General features: G+C 61.6%; 23 protein-coding genes. 7 read left to right on the top strand and 16 right to left on the bottom strand.

Annotated elements, in window-relative coordinates:
* Positions 1-15: 15 nt before the first annotated feature.
* From RIG82_13515 to RIG82_13480, 8 genes are all read right to left on the bottom strand, one after another.
* Positions 16-981 carry a type II secretion system protein gene (locus RIG82_13515; protein MEQ9461961.1) on the bottom strand — a complete coding sequence of 322 codons (966 nt, stop codon included), beginning with the start codon at positions 979-981 and terminating at the stop codon, positions 16-18.
* A gap of 14 nt (positions 982-995) precedes the next feature.
* Positions 996-1,706, bottom strand: a complete 711-nt coding sequence (locus RIG82_13510) for a type II secretion system protein (protein MEQ9461960.1) — start codon at positions 1,704-1,706, stop codon at positions 996-998.
* 9 nt (positions 1,707-1,715) lie between these two features.
* Positions 1,716-2,798, bottom strand: coding sequence for a type II secretion system protein (locus RIG82_13505; protein MEQ9461959.1), 1,083 nt, complete (start codon positions 2,796-2,798; stop codon positions 1,716-1,718).
* A gap of 22 nt (positions 2,799-2,820) precedes the next feature.
* Positions 2,821-3,417 (bottom strand): hypothetical protein, encoded by a 597-nt coding sequence (locus tag RIG82_13500; GenBank protein MEQ9461958.1) that lies wholly within the window; start codon positions 3,415-3,417, stop codon positions 2,821-2,823.
* A gap of 37 nt (positions 3,418-3,454) precedes the next feature.
* Entirely contained in the window at positions 3,455-4,783 is a 1,329-nt protein-coding gene (locus RIG82_13495) for a type II secretion system F family protein (protein MEQ9461957.1), read from the bottom strand.
* A 19-nt stretch (positions 4,784-4,802) separates the two neighbouring features.
* Positions 4,803-6,542 (bottom strand): ATPase, T2SS/T4P/T4SS family, encoded by a 1,740-nt coding sequence (locus tag RIG82_13490; GenBank protein ID MEQ9461956.1) that lies wholly within the window; start codon positions 6,540-6,542, stop codon positions 4,803-4,805.
* A 175-nt stretch (positions 6,543-6,717) separates the two neighbouring features.
* Positions 6,718-7,845: a type IV pilus twitching motility protein PilT gene (locus RIG82_13485; GenBank protein MEQ9461955.1), complete on the bottom strand. Its 1,128-nt coding sequence runs from the start codon at positions 7,843-7,845 to the stop codon at positions 6,718-6,720.
* A gap of 48 nt (positions 7,846-7,893) precedes the next feature.
* Positions 7,894-9,690, bottom strand: a complete 1,797-nt coding sequence (locus RIG82_13480; GenBank protein MEQ9461954.1) for an ATPase, T2SS/T4P/T4SS family — start codon at positions 9,688-9,690, stop codon at positions 7,894-7,896.
* A gap of 233 nt (positions 9,691-9,923) precedes the next feature.
* On the opposite strand from RIG82_13480, the gene RIG82_13475 reads away from it, so the two are divergent.
* Positions 9,924-10,673, top strand: coding sequence for a flavodoxin family protein (locus RIG82_13475; protein ID MEQ9461953.1), 750 nt, complete (start codon positions 9,924-9,926; stop codon positions 10,671-10,673).
* A gap of 8 nt (positions 10,674-10,681) precedes the next feature.
* Here RIG82_13475 and RIG82_13470 read toward each other — a convergent pair whose 3' ends face one another.
* The 6 genes from RIG82_13470 to RIG82_13445 form a co-directional block, all read right to left on the bottom strand.
* Positions 10,682-11,728 (bottom strand): aldo/keto reductase, encoded by a 1,047-nt coding sequence (locus RIG82_13470; GenBank protein ID MEQ9461952.1) that lies wholly within the window; start codon positions 11,726-11,728, stop codon positions 10,682-10,684.
* A 48-nt stretch (positions 11,729-11,776) separates the two neighbouring features.
* Positions 11,777-12,307 (bottom strand): hypothetical protein, encoded by a 531-nt coding sequence (locus tag RIG82_13465; GenBank protein MEQ9461951.1) that lies wholly within the window; start codon positions 12,305-12,307, stop codon positions 11,777-11,779.
* A gap of 203 nt (positions 12,308-12,510) precedes the next feature.
* Positions 12,511-14,109, bottom strand: coding sequence for a SulP family inorganic anion transporter (locus RIG82_13460; protein MEQ9461950.1), 1,599 nt, complete (start codon positions 14,107-14,109; stop codon positions 12,511-12,513).
* Positions 14,110-14,325: 216 nt separating this feature from the next.
* Positions 14,326-15,213 (bottom strand): arsenite methyltransferase, encoded by an 888-nt coding sequence (gene arsM, locus RIG82_13455; protein MEQ9461949.1) that lies wholly within the window; start codon positions 15,211-15,213, stop codon positions 14,326-14,328.
* A 50-nt stretch (positions 15,214-15,263) separates the two neighbouring features.
* Positions 15,264-15,605, bottom strand: a complete 342-nt coding sequence (locus RIG82_13450) for a metalloregulator ArsR/SmtB family transcription factor (protein ID MEQ9461948.1) — start codon at positions 15,603-15,605, stop codon at positions 15,264-15,266.
* A gap of 200 nt (positions 15,606-15,805) precedes the next feature.
* Positions 15,806-16,798, bottom strand: coding sequence for an acetyl-CoA carboxylase carboxyltransferase subunit alpha (locus tag RIG82_13445; GenBank protein MEQ9461947.1), 993 nt, complete (start codon positions 16,796-16,798; stop codon positions 15,806-15,808).
* A gap of 77 nt (positions 16,799-16,875) precedes the next feature.
* On the opposite strand from RIG82_13445, the gene RIG82_13440 reads away from it, so the two are divergent.
* Genes RIG82_13440 through RIG82_13415 form a run of 6 tightly spaced genes read left to right on the top strand, consistent with a single transcriptional unit; the run spans position 16,876 to position 22,005 of the window.
* Positions 16,876-17,751, top strand: coding sequence for a prephenate dehydrogenase (locus tag RIG82_13440; GenBank protein MEQ9461946.1), 876 nt, complete (start codon positions 16,876-16,878; stop codon positions 17,749-17,751).
* Between the two features lie 8 nt (positions 17,752-17,759).
* Positions 17,760-18,548, top strand: coding sequence for a pyrroline-5-carboxylate reductase (proC, locus tag RIG82_13435; GenBank protein MEQ9461945.1), 789 nt, complete (start codon positions 17,760-17,762; stop codon positions 18,546-18,548).
* A gap of 30 nt (positions 18,549-18,578) precedes the next feature.
* The gene (locus RIG82_13430) at positions 18,579-19,043 is read left to right on the top strand and encodes a DoxX family protein (GenBank protein ID MEQ9461944.1); all 465 of its coding nucleotides are present in this window, start codon (positions 18,579-18,581) and stop codon (positions 19,041-19,043) included.
* Between the two features lies 1 nt (position 19,044).
* On the top strand, positions 19,045-19,602 hold the full coding sequence (locus tag RIG82_13425) for a PH domain-containing protein (protein MEQ9461943.1): 558 nt from the start codon (positions 19,045-19,047) through the stop codon (positions 19,600-19,602).
* Positions 19,586-20,290 carry a methyltransferase domain-containing protein gene (locus tag RIG82_13420; GenBank protein MEQ9461942.1) on the top strand — a complete coding sequence of 235 codons (705 nt, stop codon included), beginning with the start codon at positions 19,586-19,588 and terminating at the stop codon, positions 20,288-20,290. The genes RIG82_13425 and RIG82_13420 overlap by 17 nt, the downstream gene beginning before the upstream one ends.
* 20 nt (positions 20,291-20,310) lie before the next feature.
* Positions 20,311-22,005, top strand: coding sequence for a UbiD family decarboxylase (locus tag RIG82_13415; GenBank protein ID MEQ9461941.1), 1,695 nt, complete (start codon positions 20,311-20,313; stop codon positions 22,003-22,005).
* Positions 22,006-22,028: 23 nt separating this feature from the next.
* Here the strand turns inward: RIG82_13415 and RIG82_13410 are convergent, their stop codons facing one another.
* Together RIG82_13410 and RIG82_13405 are read right to left on the bottom strand one after the other, a co-directional pair.
* Positions 22,029-22,823, bottom strand: coding sequence for a metallophosphoesterase family protein (locus tag RIG82_13410; protein MEQ9461940.1), 795 nt, complete (start codon positions 22,821-22,823; stop codon positions 22,029-22,031).
* A 544-nt stretch (positions 22,824-23,367) separates the two neighbouring features.
* The gene (locus tag RIG82_13405) at positions 23,368-24,612 is read right to left on the bottom strand and encodes a glycoside hydrolase family 57 protein (protein ID MEQ9461939.1); all 1,245 of its coding nucleotides are present in this window, start codon (positions 24,610-24,612) and stop codon (positions 23,368-23,370) included.
* Positions 24,613-24,632: the final 20 nt, after the last annotated feature.

Genomic DNA, 24,632 nt, shown 5'->3' with positions numbered 1-24,632 from the left:
GTGTGCGGGGTGGTGTTAGGGGGTTTCGCGGTTGCGTTGGACGGAGGAGAGTCCGGTGTTGGGTGCGTAGGTGATGATGGCGATGTCGGCTTCGATGAAGTCGGGGTCATCGGGGTCGCTAAGGACGTAGGCTCGTTCGATGAAGTCGCGGGGTGTTTCGTTGGAGGGGCCTTCGTAGTTGGCGGGGTCAGATATGGGATTGGGATTTTGGTCGTCGAGCGCGAAGCCCTGAGCCTGGAGTTCGCGCTCGTCGATGACGGCGAGGAGGATGATGGTCTCGCCAAGCCAGAGAGGACGTGTGGATTCATCGAGGTACCCGATGCGTTCATCGTTGATGATGAGCTGCCCGCTGGGGGTGAAGCGGACGGCGTAGACGACGGCGTTGTTGGAAGGGCTCCCGCCCCCGCGTTGTCCAGAGCCTGAGCGTATTGCGGAGGGATCTGTGTAAGGGGTTCCCCAGTCGAGCCCGCCGAAGAATAGAAGCGGGCTGAAGATGCGGACGCCTTCGGGGAGCCGTGTGGGGGCGCGGTCGTCGATGGGTTCGTAGATAGGCGTGGTGCCGGGGCTTGCGTTGGCGTTGGTCCGCTGGGCGATGTGAAGGGTGACGCGATCGGATTCGGAGGGGGCAAAGCGGAAGATGAGGGCGGTTTCGGTAGCGTCGCGGAGGGCGATGGAGCGGGCGGTGTTGGCCTGGGCGTTGATGGCGTTGACGGCGTTGCCGACGTTGTTGGCCCGCATGACGGTGATGATGGTGCCGACGGTGGTGGCGGCGAGGATGAGGATGATGGTGATGACGACGAGGAGTTCGATGAGGGAGAAGCCCGTCCGATGGGCCTGGGCGTGGGTGTTGCGCTTGAGGTGATTGATGGTGGTGTTTAGGTTGCGAGGGGATGGGCCCAGAGGCTTGCGCCTCAGGCTCGTTTCGCGCTCAGTACGGTCGGTGGCTGCGGTGTTGGGGTTGAGAGGGGATGGGTGATGCATGGTCATCCCTTTCATTACGGAGCGGAGGGGCTGTAGAGGTCGTCGCCGGCGGGGGTTTGGATGTCGTTGAGGTCGAGGTTGGCGGGGGTGGAGTTTTCGTTCATGGCGATGACGACGTCGGTTTCGATTCCGCCGTTGTCGGTGTTGTTCTGGTCGGTGCCGTTGGGGCCTGAGGAGTAGAAGAAGGGGCGTAGATCGGAGACAGAGGGATTGGTGCTGAGGTCTCTGGGGACGATGGGGACGATGCCGTAGCCCCAGCCGTCGGCGATGGGCGAGGCGTCGCGGATGTCGAGGTTGTCTTCATTACCGGCGAGGGTTGGAGGCGACTGGAGGAGGGGCCCGAGCATGGCTCCGATGTCGCCGTATTTCTGGAGCTCATCGAAGAACTGTTCGGGCCATCCGCGCATGCGGTTTTGGGAGGTATCCCAGTAGACGGTGTTGCCGGTGTTGGCTCTGGGGTAGCGGTTGTTGAGCTGGTAGTACTCGTCGACGGCTGCGTCGAGTGTGGCGAGTGTGGATTCGGTGGCCCACTGGTTTGAGTTGGCGGTGACGGCGGTGACGCCTACGAGCGTGAGAGCGACTAGGACGGTGATGATGGAGATGACGACGAGGATCTCGATGAGGGTGAAGGCGCGGCGTGAGGGGATTGAGCCCCCAGGCTTCCGCCTGGGGCTCGTTAGGCCGGAGCCTCTGTCATGCTCGTGTTGGTTGAGGGGAGGGATCATGATCGGTCCTTACTGGGTGTCGGCGTAGAGCATGACGGCGTCGTTGATCTCGGTGTTGGATTCGGTTTGTGACGTTGGGAAGAAGATGTCGTCGCCGGTGCGGTTTGCGTTTTGTTTGACGGCGAAGGTTTGCGAGAGTTGGGTGGCGGGGAGGATGCGGTCGCGGAAGGAGGCGGAGCCGTCGTTCATGACGACGACGCCTTGCCATGAAGCGGACTCGCGGTTGCCAGTGTTGAGTTGGTGGACGGAGAAGCCTGTTGCCGGTGTGGCGGTGTCGTTGGCGTCGGTGTAGTCCGCGGCTGCGGTGGGATCGAGTTCACGGAAGTCTGAGCCGTCGGCGAGGAGCATGCGGTCGGAGACGACGGGGATCTGGCTGTTGGCGCTGTCGCGCCAGGCGGCAATGCGGACGCGGTTGGTGGGGCCGTGTCCGGGATTGATGGGGTGCTGGTCGCCGTTGCGTGGATCGAGGTAGGCGTAGGAGTGGGCGGGGCCCTGCGTCTCTGTGTGTAGGGCGAGGTAGTCAGTGAGGTCACTGTCTTCGTAGCCGGCGTCCCACTGGGCCTTGTCGGGTTCGGCGGGGGAGATCAGCTGGTCCGGGGTGACATGGCCTTTGTTGAGGAGGGTCCAGGTGATGGCGTCGGCCCACCAGGTTTCGACATCGTTGATGTTGCTGCTGGAGAGTTCGGAGGCGAGTTCGGTGGCGTCGAGTTCGGCGGTCGCTCCGCGGTATCCGCCGTCGTTGAACTCGGAGGGTGTGGCTCGTCCCTGGTTGGAGAGTCCCGGGAACCAGGCGTTGTTGTCCTGGGCGAAGAGGGTGAGGCCGGTCTGGATGCCCCTGGCCTGGGACTGGGCCTCGGTCTGGCGGACCAGATTGCGGACGGCGCCGAGGGTGGGCAGCAGGATGGCGACGAGGAGAGCGATGATGGAGATGACGACGAGGAGTTCAATGGTGGTGAAGCCACCCCACGCCCCCCCCGCATTGGCCTTGTGGTGGCGGGGCGTCGAGGATGATGGGTTGCCCCCGGGCTTCCGCCCGGGGCTCGTGTCGCACTCGGTTTGGTTCTTGTGGTTGGTGTTGTTGAGAGGGTTCATGGTGTTCTCTTGTTCTTCGTGTTTAGAAGATGAGTTCGAAGTCGGAGGCGTATTGGTCGTCGATGAGGGCTGAGATTTTCGCGGGGTCGTCGCTGTAGGCGTCGCCGAAGCGTCCATCGGGTCCTGCAGAGACGAAGTCGCTGACGGACATGGCGCCTTGCGAGGTTTCGAGGTAGGCGAGGGGGTTGTTGTAGGCGTCGAGGGGTGTGACGCGACCGCTGCGATCGACTCGGACGGGGAGGTTGGCGATAACGGGCCGGATGTCTTCGAGTTGCGTGAGCTGGGTCATGGCGATGGATGCGGGGCCGGGGAGGTGTTGACCGGTGGTGCGTTCGAATCGTTCGATGGCGATACCCAGGGAGGTGAGGATTCGTTCGTTGCGGCCTTCGCGGAGCTGATCGGCGTAGGTTTCGGCGGTCCAGAGCGCAGTGATCAGGAGTGTCGTGGCGATGGCGAGTGTGAGGAGGGTTTCGGAGGTGGTGAGGGCGTGGCGTGTTGCTGGGCATTTCTGCACACGATCCACAGGTCGTCGTTGGTGTTCGCACAGGGCAATCGCGGGGCGCGACGTGTCCTGTGGTACTCCAGCGAGTGTCGTGGTTGTGTGAAGTGAGAAGGTCATGGTTGTGCTTTTTGGTGCGTGTGCGGATGGTTCTTGATTACATGACGGATTGCATGAGTGAGATCATGGGGAGGAACATGGCGATGACGATTCCGCCGACGATCACGCCGAGGATGACGATGAGGATGGGTTCGAGGAGTGAGGTGAGCGAAGCGACGGCGACATCGACCTGTTCGTCGTAGTCGTCGGCGATCTTGATGAGCATTTTGTCGAGGTCGCCGGTTTCTTCGCCGACGTCGAGCATGTTGGTGACGAGTGAGTCGCAGACTTTGGCTTTGCGGAGGGGCTCGGAGAAGGAATCGCCCTGCCGCACGGAGTCGTGGACGCCCTGGAGAGCTTTGGCGTAGATGTAGTTCCCGGTGGTTTCGGAGGTGATGTTGATGGCGTCGAGGATGGGCACGCCGGCGTGGATGAGGGTGCCGAGTGTTCTGGAGAAACGGGCGATGGTGGCGACGCGGACGAGGGGTCCGATGATGGGAACGGTGATGAGGATCCAGTCGGTGACGGCCTTGCCGATGGTGGTCATGCGGATGATTTTGAGGACGCCGAAGAGCACGAAGGGGGCGACAGCGACCCAGACGACGCCTGGGATGCGTTGTCCTGGGGGCGCTTCAGCACCGAGCCAGTCGAGGAGTGGGCCGGCGAGCCATCTTGAGGAGTTCATGAGGAAGAGTGTGAGCCAGGGCATTTCGGCGTCGAAGTCATCGAAGATTTCGATGAAGGACGGGATAATGAAGATCATGATGCCGAGGACGATGACGGATGCGATGAGGATGACGGCGATGGGATAGGTCATCGCGCCTTTGATGCGGGCTTTGAGTTTTTCGGCTTTTTCGAGGAACTCTGAGAGTCGTTTGAGGATGAGGTCGAGGACGCCGCCGATTTCGCCAGCGGCGATCATTTTGGTGAAGAGTTTGTTGAAGACCTTCGGGTGCTTGGACATGGCGTCGGAGAGGGCGGTGCCTGAGGCGACCTCTTCGTAGACGGTGCCGAGGGTCTGCTTGAGTTTTCCTGCTTTTTGCTGGTTGTGGAGGATGTCGAGTGAGCGGAGGATGGGCAGGCCGGCGTCCTGGAGCGTGGACATCTGGCGGGTGAGGGTGGCGAGTTGCTTCTGGGTCACGCCATCGAGGAAAGGGATGGTGATGTTGATGTCACCGGCTTTTTTCTTGGGTCCGCCTTTGGCTGCGCCCTTGGCGTTTTTGTCGGCTTTGCCTTTTTTGGCTTTGGCTTTTTGTTCGCGGACGGAGGTTGGGAAGAGTCCCTGGGAGCGGATCTTGGAGATCGCTTCCTCGGAAGTTCCTGCGGCGATGGAACCTTTTTGAGGTTTGCCAGCGTCGTTGAGTGCTTCGTACTGAAAGGTAGGCATGTTTGTTCTCGCGGGTGGTTCAGGCTTCGCTGGCGAGTGTTTCCTTGACGACTTCTTCGATGGTGGTCATCCCGTCGTAGAGCGCCATGAGTCCGGATTCGCGGAGTGTTCGCATTCCGCGTTTTTTGGCTTCGTTGGCGAGGACCTGCGTGGAGGCGTTTTGCATGATCAGCTCGCGCATCTCGTCGTCGAGTGTCATGACTTCGTAGAGACCCATGCGGCCTTTGTAGCCCGAGCCGTTGCAGTAGTCGCAGCCTTTTCCGCGGAAGAAGGTGCGTCCCTCGACGTCTTCGGGGGTGAGTTTGAGGAGCATGAGTTCGGACTCGGTGGGTTGGTACTCGCCTTTGCAGCGTTGGCAGACCTTGCGGACGAGCCGCTGGGCGACGATGCCTTCCATGGTGGCGGTGATCAGGAAGGGTTCGAGTCCGAGATCGAGGAGTCGTGCGACGGAGGAGGGAGCGTCGTTGGTGTGGAGGGTGGTGAAGACGAGGTGGCCTGTGAGTGAGGCCTGGACGCCGATGCGCGCGGTTTCGAGGTCGCGGGTTTCGCCAACGAGGATGATGTCGGGGTCTTGCCGGAGGAAGCTGCGCAGCGCGGCGGCGAAGGTGAGCCCCACGCCGGCGTTGACCTGGACCTGGACGAGTCCGTCGATGTCGTATTCGACGGGGTCTTCACAGGTGAGGATTTTCTCGGTGATCTCGTTGAGTTCGGCGAGGGCTGAATAGAGCGTGGTGGTCTTTCCGGAGCCGGTGGGGCCGGTGACGATGACGATGCCGTTGGGCTTGCGGATGAGCTGTCGGACTTCGTCGAGGGTGTCGGGTCGCATGCCGAGCTTGTCGAGGTCCAGGGCGGTGTTTCCGCGGTCGAGGACACGCATGACGACCGATTCGCCGAACATGGTTGGGAGGACAGCGACGCGGAGGTCGATGGGCTCGCCGTTGACGTCGAGTTCGATGCGCCCGTCCTGCGGGAGTCGTCTTTCGGCGATATCGAGGTTGGCCATGACCTTGATTCGGGAGACGATGGGAAGGGCCATGTGCGCGGGCGGCGGGATCATTTCGTAGAGGACGCCGTCGATGCGGTAGCGCATCTTGAACTCGTCTTCAAAGGGCTCGAAGTGCACGTCGGAGGCTTTGTCTTTGATGGCCTGGAGGAGGACGAGGTTGAGCAGTCGCCTGATTTTGTTGTCATCGGCGGCGGACATGACTTCTTCGACGTCGATAGATTCGCCGCGGCCGGCGAACTCCTCGAACTCGGAGTCGCCGGCGAGTTCGGAGACGAGTTCAGCGAGTGACTCGTCGGATTGTCCGTAGTGCTGGTCGATGAGTTTGGTGAGCGCTTCGCCCGGGGCAACGACGGCTTTGACGTCGAAGCCCATGAGGAGTCGCAGGTCATCGACGGCGCGGAAGTTGTCGGCGGACTTGAGGGCGACGGTGAGTCGGTTGGCCTGCTCGTCGTAGGCGAGGGGCAGGACCTGGTAGGCCTGGGCCATTTCAGCGGGGATCTTCTTGAGAACCTCGGGCGCGATCTCCATGGTGGAGGGATCGACGGTCTCCATGCCAGCCTGGGCGGCGAGAGCGAGGTTAACCTGATCGGAGTTCACATAGCCTAGTTCGATGAGGAGCTGACCGAGGGGCAGCTTGCGCTCGGCCTGGAGTCCGAGGGCTTCCTGGACCTGGCCGCGGTTGACGTGGCCCATTTTGGTCAGGATTCGGCCGAGCTTGCGGCCACGGAGTTCATCGAGGGGTACCTGAGACATGGTGCTCCGGGGTCTCCACGAGGGGAAGGCGGGTCACGGCGTCAAAGTCTCGCCAGATTCACTATGACCCTAGTTCGGGTTGATCACAAGCCGTTCATGTGAAAATAAAGCATTCGACAATGAGATATCAGGACAATATCGCGTGTCTTGCACCTCAAGCGGGTTATGCCAGGCGTCAATCTGAGGTCGAGGAGGCTGGTTCCGACTCGTCGAGTTCGACGCGGCCGACTGATTTTCCGGCGCGGTGGACCTTCTCGATGAGCTCGTTGGGGTTCTTGGATTTGTCGATCATCTCGTCGGCGGCGATCCAGCCTTTCTCGTAGAGGTCCCAGAGGTGGTCGTCAAGGAGCTGCATGCCGAACTTCTTGCCGGTCTGGATCTCGGAGTCGAGACGGAAGGTTTTGGCTTCGCGGATGATGTTGGCGATGCCGGGGGTGACGACCATGAACTCGTAGGCGGCGACCATGCCCTTGACGTCGATCCGGGGGAGAAGCTGCTGGGAGACGACGGCCATCAGGGCGGTGGAGAGCTGGACGCGGATCTGTGCCTGCTGGGATACGGGGAAGGCGTCGATAATTCGGTTGATGGTTCCGGCGGCACCGGTGGTGTGCAGGGTGCCGAACACGAGGTGCCCGGTTTCGGCGGCGGTGATGGCGGCTTCGATGGTCTCGAGGTCGCGGAGCTCGCCGACGAGGATGACATCGGGGTCCTGCCGGAGGGCGCGGCGGAGGGCCTCGGCGAAAGAGGGGACATCGTTGCCGACCTCGCGCTGGTTGACGACCGATTTTTTGTGTTCGTGGTAGTACTCGATGGGGTCTTCGACGGTGATGATGTGGCGGTCGATCGAGAGGTTGATGAAGTTGATCATCGAGGCCAGGGAGGTGGTTTTTCCCGAGCCGGTGGGTCCGGTGACAAGGAAGAGCCCGCGGGGTCGCCTCAGAAGGTCGGGGACGAGTTTGGGCAGGCCGATCGCGTCGATGTCGAGGAGCTTGTTGGGGATCTGTCGAAGGACGAGCGAGATGTTGTTTTTTTGTTTGAAGATGGAGACACGGAAGCGTGCAGCGTCGCCGTAAGCGAAGCCGAAGTCGGAGCCGCCTTCTTCCTGGAGTTCGTTCTGGGCGCGTTCGGGTGCGATGGCCTTCATCAGGGCGGTGGTGTCGGCGGGTTCAAGGATTTTGGTTTTGAGTTCGACCAGTCGCCCACGCATGCGGACGGTCGGGGCTTTTCCGACGGAGAGGTGGAGGTCGGAGGCACCTTGTTTTACGACGGTATCGAGCAGGCGGTCGATCTGGATCGTCGACATCTTGGAACTCCTTGGTAGCTGCGTTGGCGTTTGTAGTCAGATGATTGGTCAGGCGGCGTCGGCTTCGCCATCGTCCTCATCGTCGGTGTTGAGGACCGTGCCCTCGACCTGAGCGAAGCGGGAGACCTCGGCCATGGTGGTGAGTCCTTCGAGGACTTTGAGCTTTCCGTCGCCGAGGAGGTTACGCATCCCCGTGGCTTCGGCGGCATCGCGGAGTCTATTGACCGGGGCGCGTTCGAAGGCGAGGTTCCGGATTTCGGTGTTCATTTCCAGGACTTCGTAGATACCGCGGCGCCCTCGAAATCCGCTCCCGCCACAGGAGGAGCAGCCGACGGGTTTGTAGATCGTTTTGCCCTCGAAGTCGGAACGTTTGAAGTTGAGTTGGGCCATGAGTCGTCGGTCGGGTTTATCCTCGGGCTCTTTGCAGTCAGGGCAGAGGATTCTCACGAGTCGCTGGGCGAGGATGGCCTGGATGGAGCTGGCGACGAGGAAGGGTTTGAGCCCCATGTCGATCATGCGGGTGATCGCGGAGGGGGCGTCGTTGGTGTGGAGGGTCGAGAAGACCATGTGCCCGGTGAGGGCGGCCTGGATGGCCACTTCGCCGACCTCTTTATCACGGATTTCGCCGACGAGGATGATGTTGGGTGCCTGGCGGAGCATGGCGCGGAGGATGTTCTGGAAGGTGAGTCCGATGGACTCGTTGACCTGGCACTGGTTGATGCCTTTGAAGTTGTATTCGATGGGGTCTTCGGCGGTGATGATCTTGCGGTCGGACGTGTTGAGGTCGTTGAGCGCTGAATAAAGGGTCGTAGTTTTTCCTGAGCCGGTGGGGCCGGTGACGAGGAAGATACCGTTGGGGCGCTTGATGATGTTCTGGAAGATTTCGAGGGTGTCGGGCTGCATCCCGAGGTTAGCGAGTCCGAGTTTCGCGGCATCGGAGCGGAGAATACGCAGGACGACCGATTCGCCGTGGTATGCGGGGCACGCGGAGACACGGAAGTCGACCGAAGTCCCGGAGAAGTTCATTTTGATGCGGCCGTCTTGTGGAATACGTTTTTCTTCGACGCGCATGCCGGACATGATCTTGAGTCGAGCGATGACGGCGTTCTGCGTTCTTTTGGGGACGAGGTCCTGCTCGTGGCAGCGACCGTCGATCCGGTACCGGAGCCGGACGCGGTTTTCGAAGGGTTCGATGTGGATATCCGAGGCGCGCATGTTCACGGCGGTGCCGATGATTTTGTTGACAAGGCGGACGACAGGCGCAGCGGAGGGGTCGTCGGCGTTCTCGGCGGCTTTGCCTGCGGTGGCGATGTCCATTGAAGCGCCGCGGTCGATCGAGAGGTCCATCGAGGAGTCGATCGAGGCGTCGATGGTCATCTGTCGGACGGCCTCATCGATCGAGGCTTTGGTCTCGGAGAGGACGGAGTCGATGAACTCGCGGATCTTGGATTTGGCGCCGAGTGAGAGTTCGATTTCGGAGCTGAGTCTAAACCGGAGGTCGTCGATGACGACGTAGTCGTTGGGGTCGTGGACGAGGACTTTGATCTTGTCGCCGTCTTTTCCAAGGGGCAGAACAGTGTATTTTTTGATCAGGTCGGTGGGGATCAGCGGGAGGTGATCCATGTTGATGGCGTCGGGCTGGTCGAGATCGACGAACTCCATGTCGAACTGAGCGGCGAGTGCTTTGGCGACCTCGTTCTCGCCGATGTACCCGAGATCGACGAGGGCTTCGCCGAGCCGTTTACGGGTGCCGGAGGCGATGGTGAGGCCCTCGGTGATCTTCTTGTCATCGATGAGACCCCAGTGTTTGAGGATTTCGCCGATCTGCTTTCGCCTGTGTGCCATGTTGCCTTCGGGGTTCGCGTGTTGTTGGAACAAGAGGCTTCCGGGCGGTGTTGATCCGTCTGGCGTGCCTGGGCCTCTCGGCCGGGGTAACCCTTAGATTATGGATGGCATCAGGCGGGGGGGCAAGGGAGGGTGGTTTATGAGCGGCTTTTGTGGGGGTATAGTCGAGCGCAGGGCTGATCGAGTGATCGGCGCTGTTCGATCGAACTGGAGGTGGACGATCAGGAATTGTTATGAGCAAGCCAAGTGAGCATCAGGAACGTCTTTGTGCAGAATCGACCACGGATTACTCAGACCTTCGGGCGGTTTTTTTGAACTGCACGCTCAAGAAGTCTCCTGCGTTGTCACACACGGAGGGTTTGATCCGGATTTCGCGAGCGATCATGGAGAAGAACGGCGTCTCGACGGAACTGATTCGCCCGGTGGATCATGAGATCGCTGCGGGCGTGTACCCGGACATGACCGAGCATGGTTGGGCGGTGGACGAGTGGCCAGCTTTGTTTGAGAAGGTCAAGGCCGCTGAGATCCTGGTCTTGGGCACGCCGATCTGGTTGGGTGAGAAGAGTTCTGTGTGCACGCAGTTGATCGAGCGGTTGTACGCGATGTCGGGCCAGTTGAATGATGCGGGCCAGTATGCGTACTACGGCAAGGTTGGAGGGTGCCTGATTACCGGCAATGAGGATGGCGCGAAGCACTGTGCGATGAATATTCTGTATTCGCTTCAGCATCTGGGGTGTGTGATCCCGCCACAGGCGGACGCGGCGTGGCTGGGGGAAGCGGGGCCGGGACCGTCGTATCTCGATGAGGGGTCAGGCGGACCGGAAAATGATTTCACGAACCGCAACACGACGTTCATGACGTGGAACCTGCTGCACATGGCTCGGATGCTCAAGGATGCGGGTGGGGTTCCTGCGCACGGGAACCAGCGGTCGCAGTGGGACGCGGGGTGCCGGTTTGATTTTGATAATCCGGCGTATCGCTGAGGTCTGCTCTAGAAACTGTGTTGGGCAGGTTGCCACTGCGCATCGTAGAACGGCACGATGTGTTCGCCTGGAGGGACCAGGGCGTCGATGGCCTGACGATCGTCATCGCTGAGGCTGACCTGCATGGCACCGAGGTTGTCGTTGAGTTGTTCGAGGGTGCGTGGGCCGATGATGGGTGAGGTGATGCCGGGCTGGTCTCGGCACCAGGCAAGGGCGAGCTGGGCGAGGGTGCAGTTCTTGGCTTGGGCGAGTTCTTTGAGCTTCTCGACGATGTCGTAGGCACGATCGACCTCCAAGATGCCATCGCGCGGGTGGCCTTGCGAGAAGCGCGCTTCTTTAGGCTTGTTGTCGCGTTGGTACTTGCCGGTGAGGAATCCGCCGGCGAGAGGCGACCACGGGATGATGCCAAGGCCGTGGGACTGGCACGCGGGGATGAGTTCGCGTTCGATACGGCGGTCGAGAATGTGGTAGGGGGGCTGCTCGGTGACGAAGCGGTTGAGCTGGTGTTTCTCGGCGGCCCAGAGGGACTCGATGAGCTGGTAGGCGGCAAAAGTCGAGCAGCCGGTATAGCGAACCTTGCCGGAGTGGACGAGGTCATCCAGGGCGCGGAGGGTCTCGTCGATCGCGCAGTCGGGGTGGGGTCGGTGGACCTGGTACAGGTCGATATAGTCAGTCTGGAGTCGTTTCAGGGAGGCTTCGCATTGCTCGATGATCTGCCGCCGAGAGTTGCCCCATTGGTTGGGGTTGAGCCTGGCGTGTTGTTCGGAGGCTTCGAAGCCAGCGGGGGCGTCGGTCTTGTGCATGTTGCCGTGGCACTTGGTGGCGAGCACGATCCAGGGGCGGTGGCCGTTGCGTTTGAGAGCTTCGCCAACGACGACCTCGCTGCGGCCGGTGGAGTAGACGTTGGCGGTGTCGAGGAAGTTGATGCCCGCGTCGATGGCGTGGTCAATGATGGCGTAGCTGTCCTCGGGCTCGGTACGCCAGCCGAACATCATGCAGCCGAGGGTCAGGGGAGAGACGCGGACTCCGGTGCGGCCGAGGTAGCGGTATTCCATGATCGTGAGGTTAGAGGATGAGGTTGGAGAGTGACAATCTGAGACTGATTAGTGGTGGGCTGGCATGTTGGCGACATCGGTCAGGGGTAGAGGTTGATGCTCGCTGATGCTCTGGGTCATCTCGAGCGTTTTTTCGGAAGGATCGAAGATTTTGACGAGTTCGGTGGTGATATCGACCGTGATGGTGTTCTCGACGGTCAGGTCGCAGGATGAGGTGATGGCGGCCAACTGAAGCTTTGCGGCGATCTGATTGAGTTGATCCTTGTGAGGTTGGAGGATGTCGGAGACGGGGACGCGGCAGAAGCCTTGGAAGTGGAGTTTCAGTTGGAGGGTCTGCCCCCAGGCTTCGAGTCGCTGGGCTTCTTCGGTGTCGTTGCGCTGTACAGCAGCCTGCTGTTCGAGCTTCTTCTCGCGTATCACGGTCTGAAACTCGGCTGAGTTGGCGTAGGCGATGGCGATGGCCCGGGTATCGTAGACGCCTATCCGGATCTTGTCGGGTGGTGGAGCGGCGGGAGAGGCGGTGATCAGGGTGATGATGACCAGGGCGATGCCAAGGAGCAGGGTGGTTACGCGAGGCATGCTGAGCCTCCTTTTGAGAGACCATTTTATCTTTTGATGAGTTGCGATCAATGAGGATAATCCCACCATAGTCCCTGCGGAGCTCTCATCTGGGAGGGTTATGGTGCCGTCCAGATCGGCGTCTGAGGTTCATCGCTCATGCTGACGGCGCAGGAGCAAGCCAGTCGTGGTAACTCGTCCGCTGTTGTCAGCTGATGCGTGGTTTACGCGAGACGGTCGGTCGAGACGTGGTACTGCGGGTCTTCTGAGATGTTGACTTCGACGAACTCAGCGGCTTTGTCCAGAAGATCGCGGCACTCGGCGCTGAGATGGGTCAGATGGAGACGCTTGCCGGCGTTGGCGTAGCGGGTCGCGAGCGCGTTGATGGCTTCGAGGCCTGACTGATCGAGCACGCGGGTGTAGTAGAAGTCGATGACCACGTCATCGGGATCGTTAGCGGGGTCAAAGAGGTCGCGAAAGCGCGTGACGGAGGCGAAGAACAAGGGCCCGTGGAGCTGGTAGATCTTGCTGCCGTGCTCGTTGTGCTTGATGTCGGCGGCGAGGTAGGTGGCCTGCTGCCACGCGAACACAAGCGCCGCGATGATCACGCCGATGAACACAGCCAGCGCAAGGTTGTGCAGAAAGACGGTGACGCCGGTGACGGTGATCATGACAAAGAGGTCGGAGGTGGGGACTCGCTTATACATGCGAAGCGACGCCCACTCGAAGGTTCCGATCACGACCATGAACATGACACCAACGAGCGCGGCCATCGGGATGACCTCGATGATGGGCGAGAGAAACATGATAAACAGCAGCAGAAAGAGGGCCGCGGCGATACCCGAGATGCGCCGTCGCCCGCCCGAGTTCACGTTGATCAGCGACTGCCCGATCATGGCGCATCCGCCCATCCCGCCGAACATACCGGTCGTGATGTTGGCGACGCCCTGACCGATGCACTCACGGTTACCGCGCCCGCGAGTCTCCGTGATCTCGTCGATCAGCGACATGGTCATCAGGGACTCGATGAGTCCGACCGCGGCGAGGATCAGGGAGTAGGGCAGGATGATCCAGAAGGTGTCGAGGGTCAGCAGCGAACCCCAGGTCATCGGGCTGACCGGGAACTCGAAGGTGGGAAACCCGCCTTTGATCGAGCCGGCCAGGTCCTGCACGGTGCGGGTATCGAGTCCGAAGACGGGCAGAAGGAAGGTCGCAATCAGCGTGGTGATGACGATGCCCGCGAGCGTGGCGGGGATCGCCCGGGTCAGGCGAGGCAGAAAGGTGATGATCGCCATCGTCAACGCGACGAGACCGATCATGATGAACAGCGGGGTGCCGGTCATCCATTGGGTAACGGCGTGGCCGTGGCCGTCAGTGGCGGTCAGAGCGGCGCCTTCGACAGGGACATGGAAACTCTCGAGCTGAGCCATGAAGATCACGATGGCGAGTCCGTTGACGAAGCCGAGCATGACCGGGTGAGGCACCAGCCGGATGAGCTTGCCCAGCCGCGCGATACCGACGCCGATCTGGATGATGCCCATCAGCACGACGGCGGGGAAGATGTACTCCGGTCCGTGGTCGCGGACCAGCGAGACGATGACCACGGCGAGAGCACCGGTGGCCCCCGAGATCATGCCGGGCCGCCCGCCAATGACAGCGGTGATCAGCCCGACGGTAAAGGCAGCGTAGAGACCGGTGAGCGGAGCCAGGCCGGCGATCAGCGCGAAGGCGACGGCCTCGGGGACCATCGCCAGCGCGACCGTGAGTCCCGAGAGCAGTTCGTCTTTCACGCCAGCGGTGCGTTTGATGAAAAAGTTGAGCATGGGTGTGCGAGCACCTTGGCTTGGTGGGGTTTTAGATGAGTTGGTCGGTCAGAATCGACCGTGTTTCGGCCGGGTGGGGCGCAGCTTGTTGGCCGCGCGATGGCCGGATCGGGTGGGTGGGGAAGGACTGTATGTGGCGTGATCGTAACGGCTTGTGGCCGTGATGTGAAGGCGAGGCGTGCCCGCTAAGACACGCCGCGTGTGGTGAGGCTTGATTTAGTTGGGTTTGATGGCGAAAACTTTGACCGAGGCCGCGTAGTGGTTGACGTCGTACTTGGCAAAGAGATCGGCGAGGTCGCGGTGCATCGGTTTGGCCGGGGTGCAGCAGGATGACTCGGCGATGGGCAGGGATGATGAGGAGGTCGTCTCGACGGGGCTTGGCGTGCAGCAGGCAGCCTGGCCATCGACCTTGGCGTAGGCGGTGAGGTCAGCCTGAGCGTCGATGATGGCGACCTGGTCGAAGCCGGCGTCTTTAAGGCCTTGCTCGAAATCGGTGATCGGGATGGCACCGGCGATGCAGCCGACCAGCGCTGCGGCGTTGTGAGCAAGTTCATCGGGGAGGTCGTGCTTCAGCGCGATATCCGAGATGGCGATCCGCCCGCCCGGCTTGAGAACGCGGAAGATCTCGCGGAAGACGGCGTTCTTGTCGGAAGCCAGGTTGATCACGCAGTTGGAGATCACGACGTCGGCGGTCCGGTCGGGCAGCGGGAGCCGGTCGATGCTGCCCAGGATGAACTCGGTGTTGGCGTAGGGCTCGCCGCCTGGCCCTTTGAGGGCGTTCTGTTGGGCGAGGTTGATCATGTCGGGCGTCATGTCGATCCCGATAGCGCGACCGGAGGGGCCGACCTTCTGAGCGGCGAGGAAGACATCGAGCCCCCCGCCCGAGCCGAGATCGACGACGGTCTCGCCCGGCTTGAGGTTGGCCAGCGCAATCGGGTTCCCGCACGAGAGCCCCATGTTGGCTTCGGCGGGGATCGCCTTGAGGTCCTCAGCGGAGTAGCCGAAGGCCCGCGCGACGGCGGCGACGTTGGCGTCCTCCGAGGAGAGCCCTGAGCGGGCAGTTTCGGCGTACTTGTCGCGAATGATGTGGGTCGGGTTGGTCATGGCGGGTTCCTTCGGTCCTAGTTCAGACGGATTAACAGGGCGAAAACAAGTCAGGTACAGCAGCGAGCGAGGCGTTGGCGATCGGCCTTGAGTTCGGGGACCTCGTGGAGGCAGCAACGCAGGCAGTCGAGCAGGCGGGTGTGCAGGGGGGAGCTGGCCTGGCGGAGTCGGTAGTGGACCCACTGGCCTTCGCGCCGGGTATCGACAAGGCCGGCGCGGCGGAGGTAGGCGAGGTGCCGGGAGACTTTCGCCTGGGGGAGGTCAAGCGCAGCAATGATGTCGCAGACGCACAGCTCATCGTGGTCGCTAAGCAGGTTGAGGATGCGCAGCCGGGTGCGGTCGGCAAAGGCGCGAAAGAGGCTATCGATCGGTGATGGTGAGGTGTAGGTCATATTCGTCTATACGAATATAGACAGCCAGATAGGGAAATCAAGAGCGAGACACAGCCTCAGAGCAACCAGAATAGAAAAACCGCGAGGATGGGCCCGCCCAGGCCAGCCAGAACGAAGACGATGAGGCCCACCGTAAGAGCTGACGTTCCGGGATCGGGGTCGTAGTGGAGCATACTTAACACTACGCATACGAGACAGGTTTAGCCTTGAGCATATTCCCCTATAGCCCGCAGCCGCTGGTACCGCTTCGCGACAAGATTCTCGATCTTGAACCGCTTGAGTTCGCGCAGCGTCTGGGTCAGGTACGCCTCGAGTGAGGTCGCGGCCTGGGCGAGGTTGCGGTGGGCTCCGCCGAGAGGTTCGTCGATGATGTCGTCGATGGTCCCCAGCGAGACGTTGTCTTTGGCGGTGAGCTTGAGCGCTTCAGCGGCGGCGTTGTTGGTCTCGGGGTTCGCCTCTTTCCACAAAATAGCCGCACAGCCCTCCGGCGAGATCACCGTGTACCAGGCGAACTGCATCATCGCCATGCGGTCCGCAACACCAATCCCCAGCGCCCCACCGGAGGCACCTTCGCCGATGACCGCGGCGATGATCGGCGTCTGGAGTCTGGCCATTTCGCGCAGGTTCTCGGCGATGGCTTGGGCTTGCCCGCGCTCCTCGGCGCCGATGCCGGGGTAGGCACCGGGCGTGTCGATCAGGCAGATGACCGGGAGGTTGAACTTCTCGGCAAGCTTCATCGCCCGCAGGGCCTTGCGGTAGCCCTCGGGGTGAGCGCAGCCGAAGTGGCACCGGATCTTCTCTTTGGTGTCCTTGCCCTTTCGGTGCCCGATGATCATCGCCTTGTGCGGACCGATCCGCCCGAAGCCGGCCATGATCGCCGGGTCGTCGCCAAAGCACCGGTCGCCATGGATCTCGGCGTAGTCCTTGACGAAACTCTTGATGTAGTCGATCGACTGCGGCCGGTTGGGGTGACGGGCAACCTTGACCGTGTTCCACGGCGAGAGCTTGGTGTAGATCTTCTTGAGCATCGCCTGGTGCGACTGCCGGACTTTTTTGACCTCAGAAGAGAGATCGACCCCGTTGGCCGGCCCGGTGCCAGCGGCTTCAAGCTCGGCGATCTGCCGTTCGAGCGCGAGGACGGGCCGTTCGAAGTCGAGTTCGTACAGGGGGTTGGCGGTGGGTGCTTGTGACATAGGGATACGATTTTACAAGGATCGCGGGCCGGGCGGAAACTGGGTAGGGTGCTCCGGCGTGATGGAGGCTCTGCCGGATGCTTGATGGCGTGGACAAGCTGGTGATCGTAGGGACTGGGCTCCTCGGCGCGAGCGTGGGGCTGGCGGCCAAAGCCGCGGGTTTTCGTGGCCGGATCGTCGGCGTGGCCCGGCGAGAAGAGGTGGGTCGAGTGGCGCTGGAGCGGGGCTGTGTAGATGAAATATCACTCGATGCCGGCGAGGCGGCGAAGGGAGCCGGGCTGATCGTGGTGGCGGTGCCGCTCGGGGGGTTCGAGGCGGTGTTCCACGCCATCAAGGACTCAGTCCTGGCCTCGGGCGCGGTCGTGACGGACGTGGGTTCGACCAAGGCGGGCGTCATGCGACTCGCTCAAGAGATCTTCGGCGAGGGCGCAAAACGAGTGGTGGGGGCCCATCCGATGGCCGGCAGTGAGCAGGCCGGCCCCGAAGCCGCGACCGCAGACCTGCTACGCGGCAAACCGTGCGTGATCACCGCGGGGCAGCAGGATGACGCCGATGCGATCGAGTTAGTGGAACAACTCTGGCGCGGGGTTTGGATGTCGGTCGTACGCATGGACCCGGACGAGCACGATCGGTGCATGGCCGCAGTCAGCCATCTCCCGCACCTCGCGGCGGTGGGTTTGATCGGCGTCGTCTCCGAACTTGGCGGCTGGCAGGTCGCCTCGACCGGCCTCAAGGACACCAGCCGACTGGCCAGCAGCAACCCGCCCATGCGCGCCGACATCATTCACGAGAACCGTGCAGCGCTCGCGGAGGTGCTGCGCGGTTACGCCAAACGGATATCCGCCATGGCCGAGCTGGTGGAGCGCGATGATCAGCCACGCCTGCTGGAGCTACTGGAATCGGCGAAGGCGAAGCGCGATACATGGCTTGCTGAGAGAGAGGCACAGTCTTGAGTGACGGGATGCTTGGTTTTGTCGGAGCAGGCAACATGGCCGAAGCAATCGCCCGCAGCGCCATCAGCGCGGGCGTGCTGCACGCCAATCAGATGATCGCCGCAGACCCGTCAGCGCAGCGGCTGGCCGTCTTCGAGGCGATGGGCGTCCGCGTCGCAGACTCAAACGATGAACTCGTGAGGGCCTGCAGCCAGGTGATGCTGTCCATCAAACCGCAGGTGCTCACAAAGATCGCCAGCGAGTTAAAGGGGCTGGGCGATGAGCACATCGTGATCTCGATCATGGCAGGGATGGGCACCACGAAAATCGCCGACGCCGTGGGCAAACGCTTGCGCGTCGTCCGCGTCATGCCCAACACACCCGTGATGGTCGGCAAAGGCATGGCGGGGGTCTGCCTCGGTCCCGATGCCCGCGAGGGTGATGATGAACTCACAGTGCGGCTCTTCGAGGCCGGCGGCGAAGTCGTCCGGATCGACGAATCACTCATGGATGCAGTCACCGCAGTATCCGGCTCAGGCCCGGCGTACCTCTTCTATCTCGCCGAAGCCATGATGGAGGCCGCCGGCGTCGTCGAGCTCGAGGACGACGCGCAAAAACTCGTCCGCCAGACACTCTCCGGTGCCGCCGAGCTGCTGGCACGCTCGGATGAGTCCGCCGCAGACCTGCGCAGACGAGTAACGAGCCCCGGTGGGACCACCGAGGCGGCCATCAACACGCTGGAGGCCGCCGGCGTCCGTCAGGCGATCGTAAAAGCCATCGTGGCCGCACGAGATCGTGGCCGGGAGCTGGGGAGTTAGAATGACTCGGACCTTTAGAAAGGATTCATCATGGCTCAAGCTGGACGTGCCTCAGTGTTCCTGATCGCCCTCAACCGCGTGCTCCTGGGGCTCTATTTCCTCGGTGCCGGCGTGGCCAAGGTCCAGGGAGAGCTAAACGACGGCATCGGCTCGTTCTACAACGGTCCCTTCAAGGCGATGCAGCCCTCCTGGCTTCCGAATGCGCTCGCGGCCCCCTACGGCTACGCCCTGCCCTGGGCAGAAGTCGTGGTCGGCGCGCTCCTGGCGATCGGCTTGTTCACCAAGATCAACGCCGCCCTGACCTTCCTGATGTCCCTGAGCTTCACCATCGCCCTGATGATGGCGAACGGCCTCAGCGGCGGCGGGCCCGGCGTCTTCCACACCAACGTCTTCCTCTGTGTGATCGCCGCGCACATCGTCGTCGTCGGTGGCGGGCCCTTCTCGGTCGATGCGACCTTCATGGGCCGCGCGGCAAAACGCGCAACAGGGGGCTGAGGTGAGCGAGCTGCGCGCCAAGCAAGCCGGGCCGGAAGTCAATGCACCCGAACGCGAGCTCTGGAAGGGCGGTCCCTCACAGGTCCTCAACCTCCCGGTCTACGTCATGGATGGCGCGATCGGCCTGCTGTTGATCGTGTGCGGGATCGCGCTGAACCTGCGCATGGAGGATTCGCCGGCCGGCTTCTATGTCGGGCTCGCGGTCTTGCTGCCAGCGTGCCACGCAATGTGGAAATGGCTCGAGCTGGCCTGCTGGGGCTTCGAGTTGTCCACCCAGCGTATCCAAGTGGTGACCGGCGTCCTCTCACGCACCACCGATGACCTCGAACTCTATCGCGTGCGCGACCTGACCATCCACCAGCCGTTCTGGTACCGCATCTTCGGCCTCGGCGACATCGTCATGGAAACCTCCGACCGTACGCACCCCGTCATGACCATCCGCGCCGTCCGCAAGGCGCGAGAGGTGCGCGACCTCATTCGCGAGCACGTCGAAAAACGCCGCATGGAGACCAAGACCCGCGCCGTCGACTTCGAAGGGGGCGATGTTGACGCGATCTGATCCGGTCGCGGAGTTCCGCAAGCCCGAGGCGCTCCGCATCAACAGCCGACGCCTCGAACACCTCGCAAGCCTCGGTCTCGATCTGCACAGCAAGCGCGTCCTCGAAGCCGGAGCCGGCATCGGTGAACTCACCGGCTTCTGGCTCGATCGAGGCTGCAAGGTCGTCTCCATCGAACCTCGCGAAGACAACGCCGCCGTCTATCGCGACCGCTATCGCGAAGCGCAAGCCAAGGTCAAAGTCTGGGACCTCGACAAACCTCCCGCCTGGGAAGAACGCTTCGACATCGTCTTCGCCTACGGCGTCCTCTACCACCTCGCCCAACCCCTGGAAGCAATGCAATGGCTCGCCAAGCGCTGCGACGCCTTCATGGTGATCTCAACCTGCGTCGCTCTCGGCGATGAGGACCAGATCGAGCTCGCAACAGAAGTCGCGCACTGCCCCTCACAGGCCGTCAGCGGCTTCGGTTGCCGTCCAACACGGCTCTGGGTCCTGAATCGGCTACGCGACCTCTTCCCCTATGCCTACACAACACGAACCCAGCCCGACCACCCCGACTTCCCAAGAGACTGGTCCAAAGCCGACGGCTCAAGACTCACTCGCGCCGTCTTCGTCGGCTCACAGCAGGACCTGAGCGGGAATCCGGCACTCAGCGAAGCGCTCGTTAAGGTCCATGAGCCCGGATCGTGAGTCCGACCTATCCTCATGGCATGCCCTACACCAACCTCCAGGACTTCATCGAAGCACTCGACGCCGCAGGCGAACTCAAGCGCATCCGCCCAAAGGTCTCCCCGATCCTCGAAGTGACCGAGATCACCGACCGCGTCAGCAAATCGAAAGCGGCTCACACCTCGCAGCACGCGAGTTCGTTCGATCCCGCCCAGGCCGACCGGGGCGGGCACGGGCTCCTCTTTGAAAACATCGAGGGCGCGCAGATGCCCCTCGCCATGAACCTCTTCGGCAGCTACCGCCGCGTCGAGATGGCCTTCGGCTGCGAGCAGGGCGGCCTCGAAGCCCTCGCCGGGAAAATCGCCGACATCGTCAAGCCCGAGCCGCCAACCACCCTCCTCGCCAAAATGAAAAAAGGCCTCGAACTGGCCAAGATCGCCAGCCTCCCGCCCAAGGTCGTCCGCACCGGCATCTGCCAGGAAGTCGTCCGCCAGGGCGACGAGATCGACCTCTTCGAACTCCCCATCATCAAGTGCTGGCCCGGCGACGGCGACCCAACCTCCTGCGGATACCCATGGACGCCAGAACAATCGGGCACCCACGCGGGGCAGGGGCGCTACATCACGTTGGCGGGGATCTACACGATCCACCCCGACGACGCCGGCAAGCCCGAGGGCGAGCCGCGCCCGTCACGCAACATCGGCATGTACCGCGCCCAGCTCATCGACAAAAACCACACCGCCATGCACTGGCACGTCCACCACGATGGCGCAAGACACTGGCGGGCCTGGAAAGCGCACAACAAAAAACTCGGCAAGCCCGACGCCGGCATGCCCGCCGCCATCGTCCTCGGCGGCGAAAGCGTCCTCCCCTACGCCGCCACAGCCCCGCTCCCGCCCGGCATCTCCGAACTCCTCATGGCCGGATTCCTCAACGGAGCCTCCATCCCGCTCGTCAAGTGCAGAACCATCGACATGCACGTCCCCGCCAACGCCGAACTCGTCATCGAGGGCTACGTCAGCACCGAAGCGGCGGGGATCGGCTTCGACCCCCGCGTCGTCCGAGCCGACGGCCGCGTCGAAGAACTCGGACCCGGTGCCGTCTTCGAAGGGCCCTTCGGCGACCACACCGGCTTCTACTCCCTCCCCGACCGCTACCCGATCTTCACCGTCACCGCCGTCACCCACCGCAAAGCACCCGTCTACCCCTCCACCATCGTCGGCCTCCCGCCACAGGAGGACTACTACCTCGGCAAAGCCACCGAACGCCTCTTCCTCCCGCTCCTCAAAACCCTCATCCCCGACATCGAGGACTACCACCTCCCCATGTTCGGCACCTTCCACAACTGCGCCTTCGTCAAGATCCGCAAGAGCTACCCCCTCCAGGCCCGCCGCGTCATGCACGCCATCTGGGGCGCCGGCCAGATGGCCTGGACCAAGTCCATCGTCGTCGTCGACCACGACGTCAACGTCCACGACCAGGAAGCCGTCCTCTTCCACATCGCCGCCAACTGCGACCCCGGCCGCGACCTCGAAATCGTCAACGGCCCCCTCGACATCCTCGACCACGCCGCCCCCCGCCTCGGCGCCGGCCACAAAATCGGCTTCGACGCCACCAAAAAATGGCCCGGCGAAGAATGCGCCGGCCACGCCGTCCGCGACTTCCCCCCTATTCTGGAGATGGAGGAAGAGATCAAGGCAAGAGTGACGGAGAGGTGGGGGGAGTTGGGACTCTAGGTCTACGCATGAAGTGCTTAGAACTAGAACGGGATTTCAATGTCGGGATATAGTTGACGGAAAATCGTGAGTTGCTGCTTATGTCTGTGTGATTGGCCCACTAGTTCGATGCATTCGAGGAAGTTATTTAGTCTGAACTCGTTGGGCTGGTTTAGAGGCTTGGGTGTAGCCCGTAATCTTCCTCGCCAAGCCTCAATCACCCAATAATTGCCTGCACCCCACGCAGACCTATTCCCGTCAAGAATTGACGTATTGATGTTGGTCGTTTCTTTCCATTCCGTACATGCAGGTGAGTGGATGTGTCCGAACATATAAGCTAATGGAGTGCAATCGCCGCAGGCGTCGTGAATTTTAGGAAGTCGTTCATGTGTAGTAATTATTAGACGGCGTGGATCTATGTCTTTCTTTACAGCTTCGCTTAAGAGTCTTCTCGCTGTCTTCATTGGATAGTCATTATCCTTACTGCGTGATTCTGAAACATCGAAAATGCCATCAAGGCCGGAGAATGTGAAGCCGGAAATAGTTACTAATCGCTGATGGAGTGGTTCTGCAAAACTTGGCCAATGGTTTGTCCTTCTAATTAATTCCGGATCTGAGTTGCCAAGAACAAAAAGGACCGGGCAGTTGAAGTCCTCTAGTAGACGGATGGAGTCGATCACGTTCATGTCACGAGCATCACATGAACCGATGTCACCAGGAGCTAATATCGCGTCGTATCTGTTCTTTGCCTCTAACTCTGTGAGCCGACGAATAGAGTCAGCATTCCCGTGTGAATCGGAAAAAGCTAGGACTCGAAATGGTTTTGCTACTCGCTTCACTAATTCTGCCTATTCCCTTGAAGTCTACGCAAATATGCCACGTATAGAACTTACGTCTTCGCCGAAATCACCTGCCCGCAGATTATCGAGCACGCTCATGAAGTTGATGTATGCCTCACAAGATGCCCTGATAGGGCGAGGCAGTCAAGAGGACAGAGTTATTCGCGAGCCTTGTTAGAGTGTTATGGCGGGTGCCACACTTTGACACGCCGAAGGCCAGTCAAAGTGTGCCAACCACCTTCATCATCGTTCCTCACCGACGCTCCTTGAGACGGGCTCATCGTTCTCAGGCAGTTAACCCGTGCGCACACCCACCCCCCATGCGCACAAACCACCGCCGTTCACCCCCCATCCATGTCGTTTCACGGTCGATCAAGGCCCGTTCCCGTCGTTTCCCGGTCGCAAACCACCCCCGCAGCAACCCGCCCAAACCGCCAGACTCACCACTCAACCCCCGCCACAGCCCAAAAACGGCCCCAGCTCTCCCACCACCAGCCAGAATCACCCCCCGCCAGCGCACAACACCCCATGCGCACAGCCCGCCCTACTCCGCCGCCAGCCGCTCCGCAGGCGTCGCCGCCTCAACCCGCGCCCGCAGATTATCCAGCACGTTCATGAAGTTGATGTACGCGTCATAAGGCGACTGATAAGGCGAAAAATAATCGTGCACCGTCGCGTCCCCGTGGTACTTCGTCGCCATGTAATAGAAATGATCCGAAGTCGTCAGCCGCCGCCACAGCGTCAACAGCTTCTCGTCATCGAGTCGCTTGATCGCCGACCCCAGCCGGTACAACTCGTGCAACGCCGACGACTGCATCGCGTTGCCCACCCACGCCGAGATATCACGCTCCGAGTCCGCCCACGACGTCATCTGCGGGCAGTCGTAAGTGTCGTCCGCCGGGTAAGCATCAATCGCCTCCGACGGCACCAGGAAGTTGTCGCCCTGTTCGAGCACCTGCTTGGGCAAGCCGCGCAGGAACTCGAAAATCCCGGTCTCGGCCCACTGGTGCTCGCCGAAGGTCTCGAAGTCCATAAAAAGATTGCACACCTGCGCCGCCCGCTGGCTGGCGGGGCCGGGGGCAGGCGTGGTGCCCTCGTCGCACCGGCCCAACGCGTGGATCCATTTCGCCATCTTCTCAGGTGTCAGCGGGTGCTCCGCCCAGGCGGTGTTCGAGAACCGAAAAGCGATGTCGTCCGACAGCTTGTAGTTCTTCAGCAGCAGCGCGATCTCGGTGTCCGGCGTCCGGTACACCATGTCGGGCCGCCGACCATTGAGCGCATCATCGTAGCCCTCCGCGATGACGCCCCGGTAGCCCAACTCAGCCGCGGCGGCAGCGATGTCGTTGTTATAAATCAGCTCGGTGTTGCGGAAGATCGTCGGCCGCTGATTAAACAGCCGGTCGATAAGGTCGCTGTGCATATCGACCTGAGCGGCGAACTCCTCGCGGTCGTACAGCGCAGCAAGCGAGTGGTGGTAGGTCTCCGCGAGGAACTCCACGCACCCGGTCTCCGCCAGCTCACGAAACCGGTCGATCACGTCCGGGGCGAACTGCTGAAACTGCTCGATGATGGTGCCGGTGAGGGAAAAGGCCACGCGGAACGCGCCATCGTGCCGGTTGATCTGCTCAAGCAGGATCTCGGTCGTCGGCAGATAGCACTTGGCCGCGACCTTGCGGAGGATCTCGGCGTTCTTCCCCGGATCGAAGTAGTTGGTGTCCGCGTCGAAGACGGAGTACCGGCGCAGACGCTCGGGCTGATGGACCTGAAAGTAGAGGCAGACAGAGGGCATTGACGCAGTCTACCAGCCCC

The sequence above is a fragment of the Phycisphaeraceae bacterium genome, from assembly GCA_040222855.1.
Classification (GTDB): domain Bacteria; phylum Planctomycetota; class Phycisphaerae; order Phycisphaerales; family Phycisphaeraceae; genus Mucisphaera.
The sequence above is the reverse complement of the archived record's forward strand: the minus strand, read 5'-3'. Positions and strand labels throughout refer to the sequence as shown.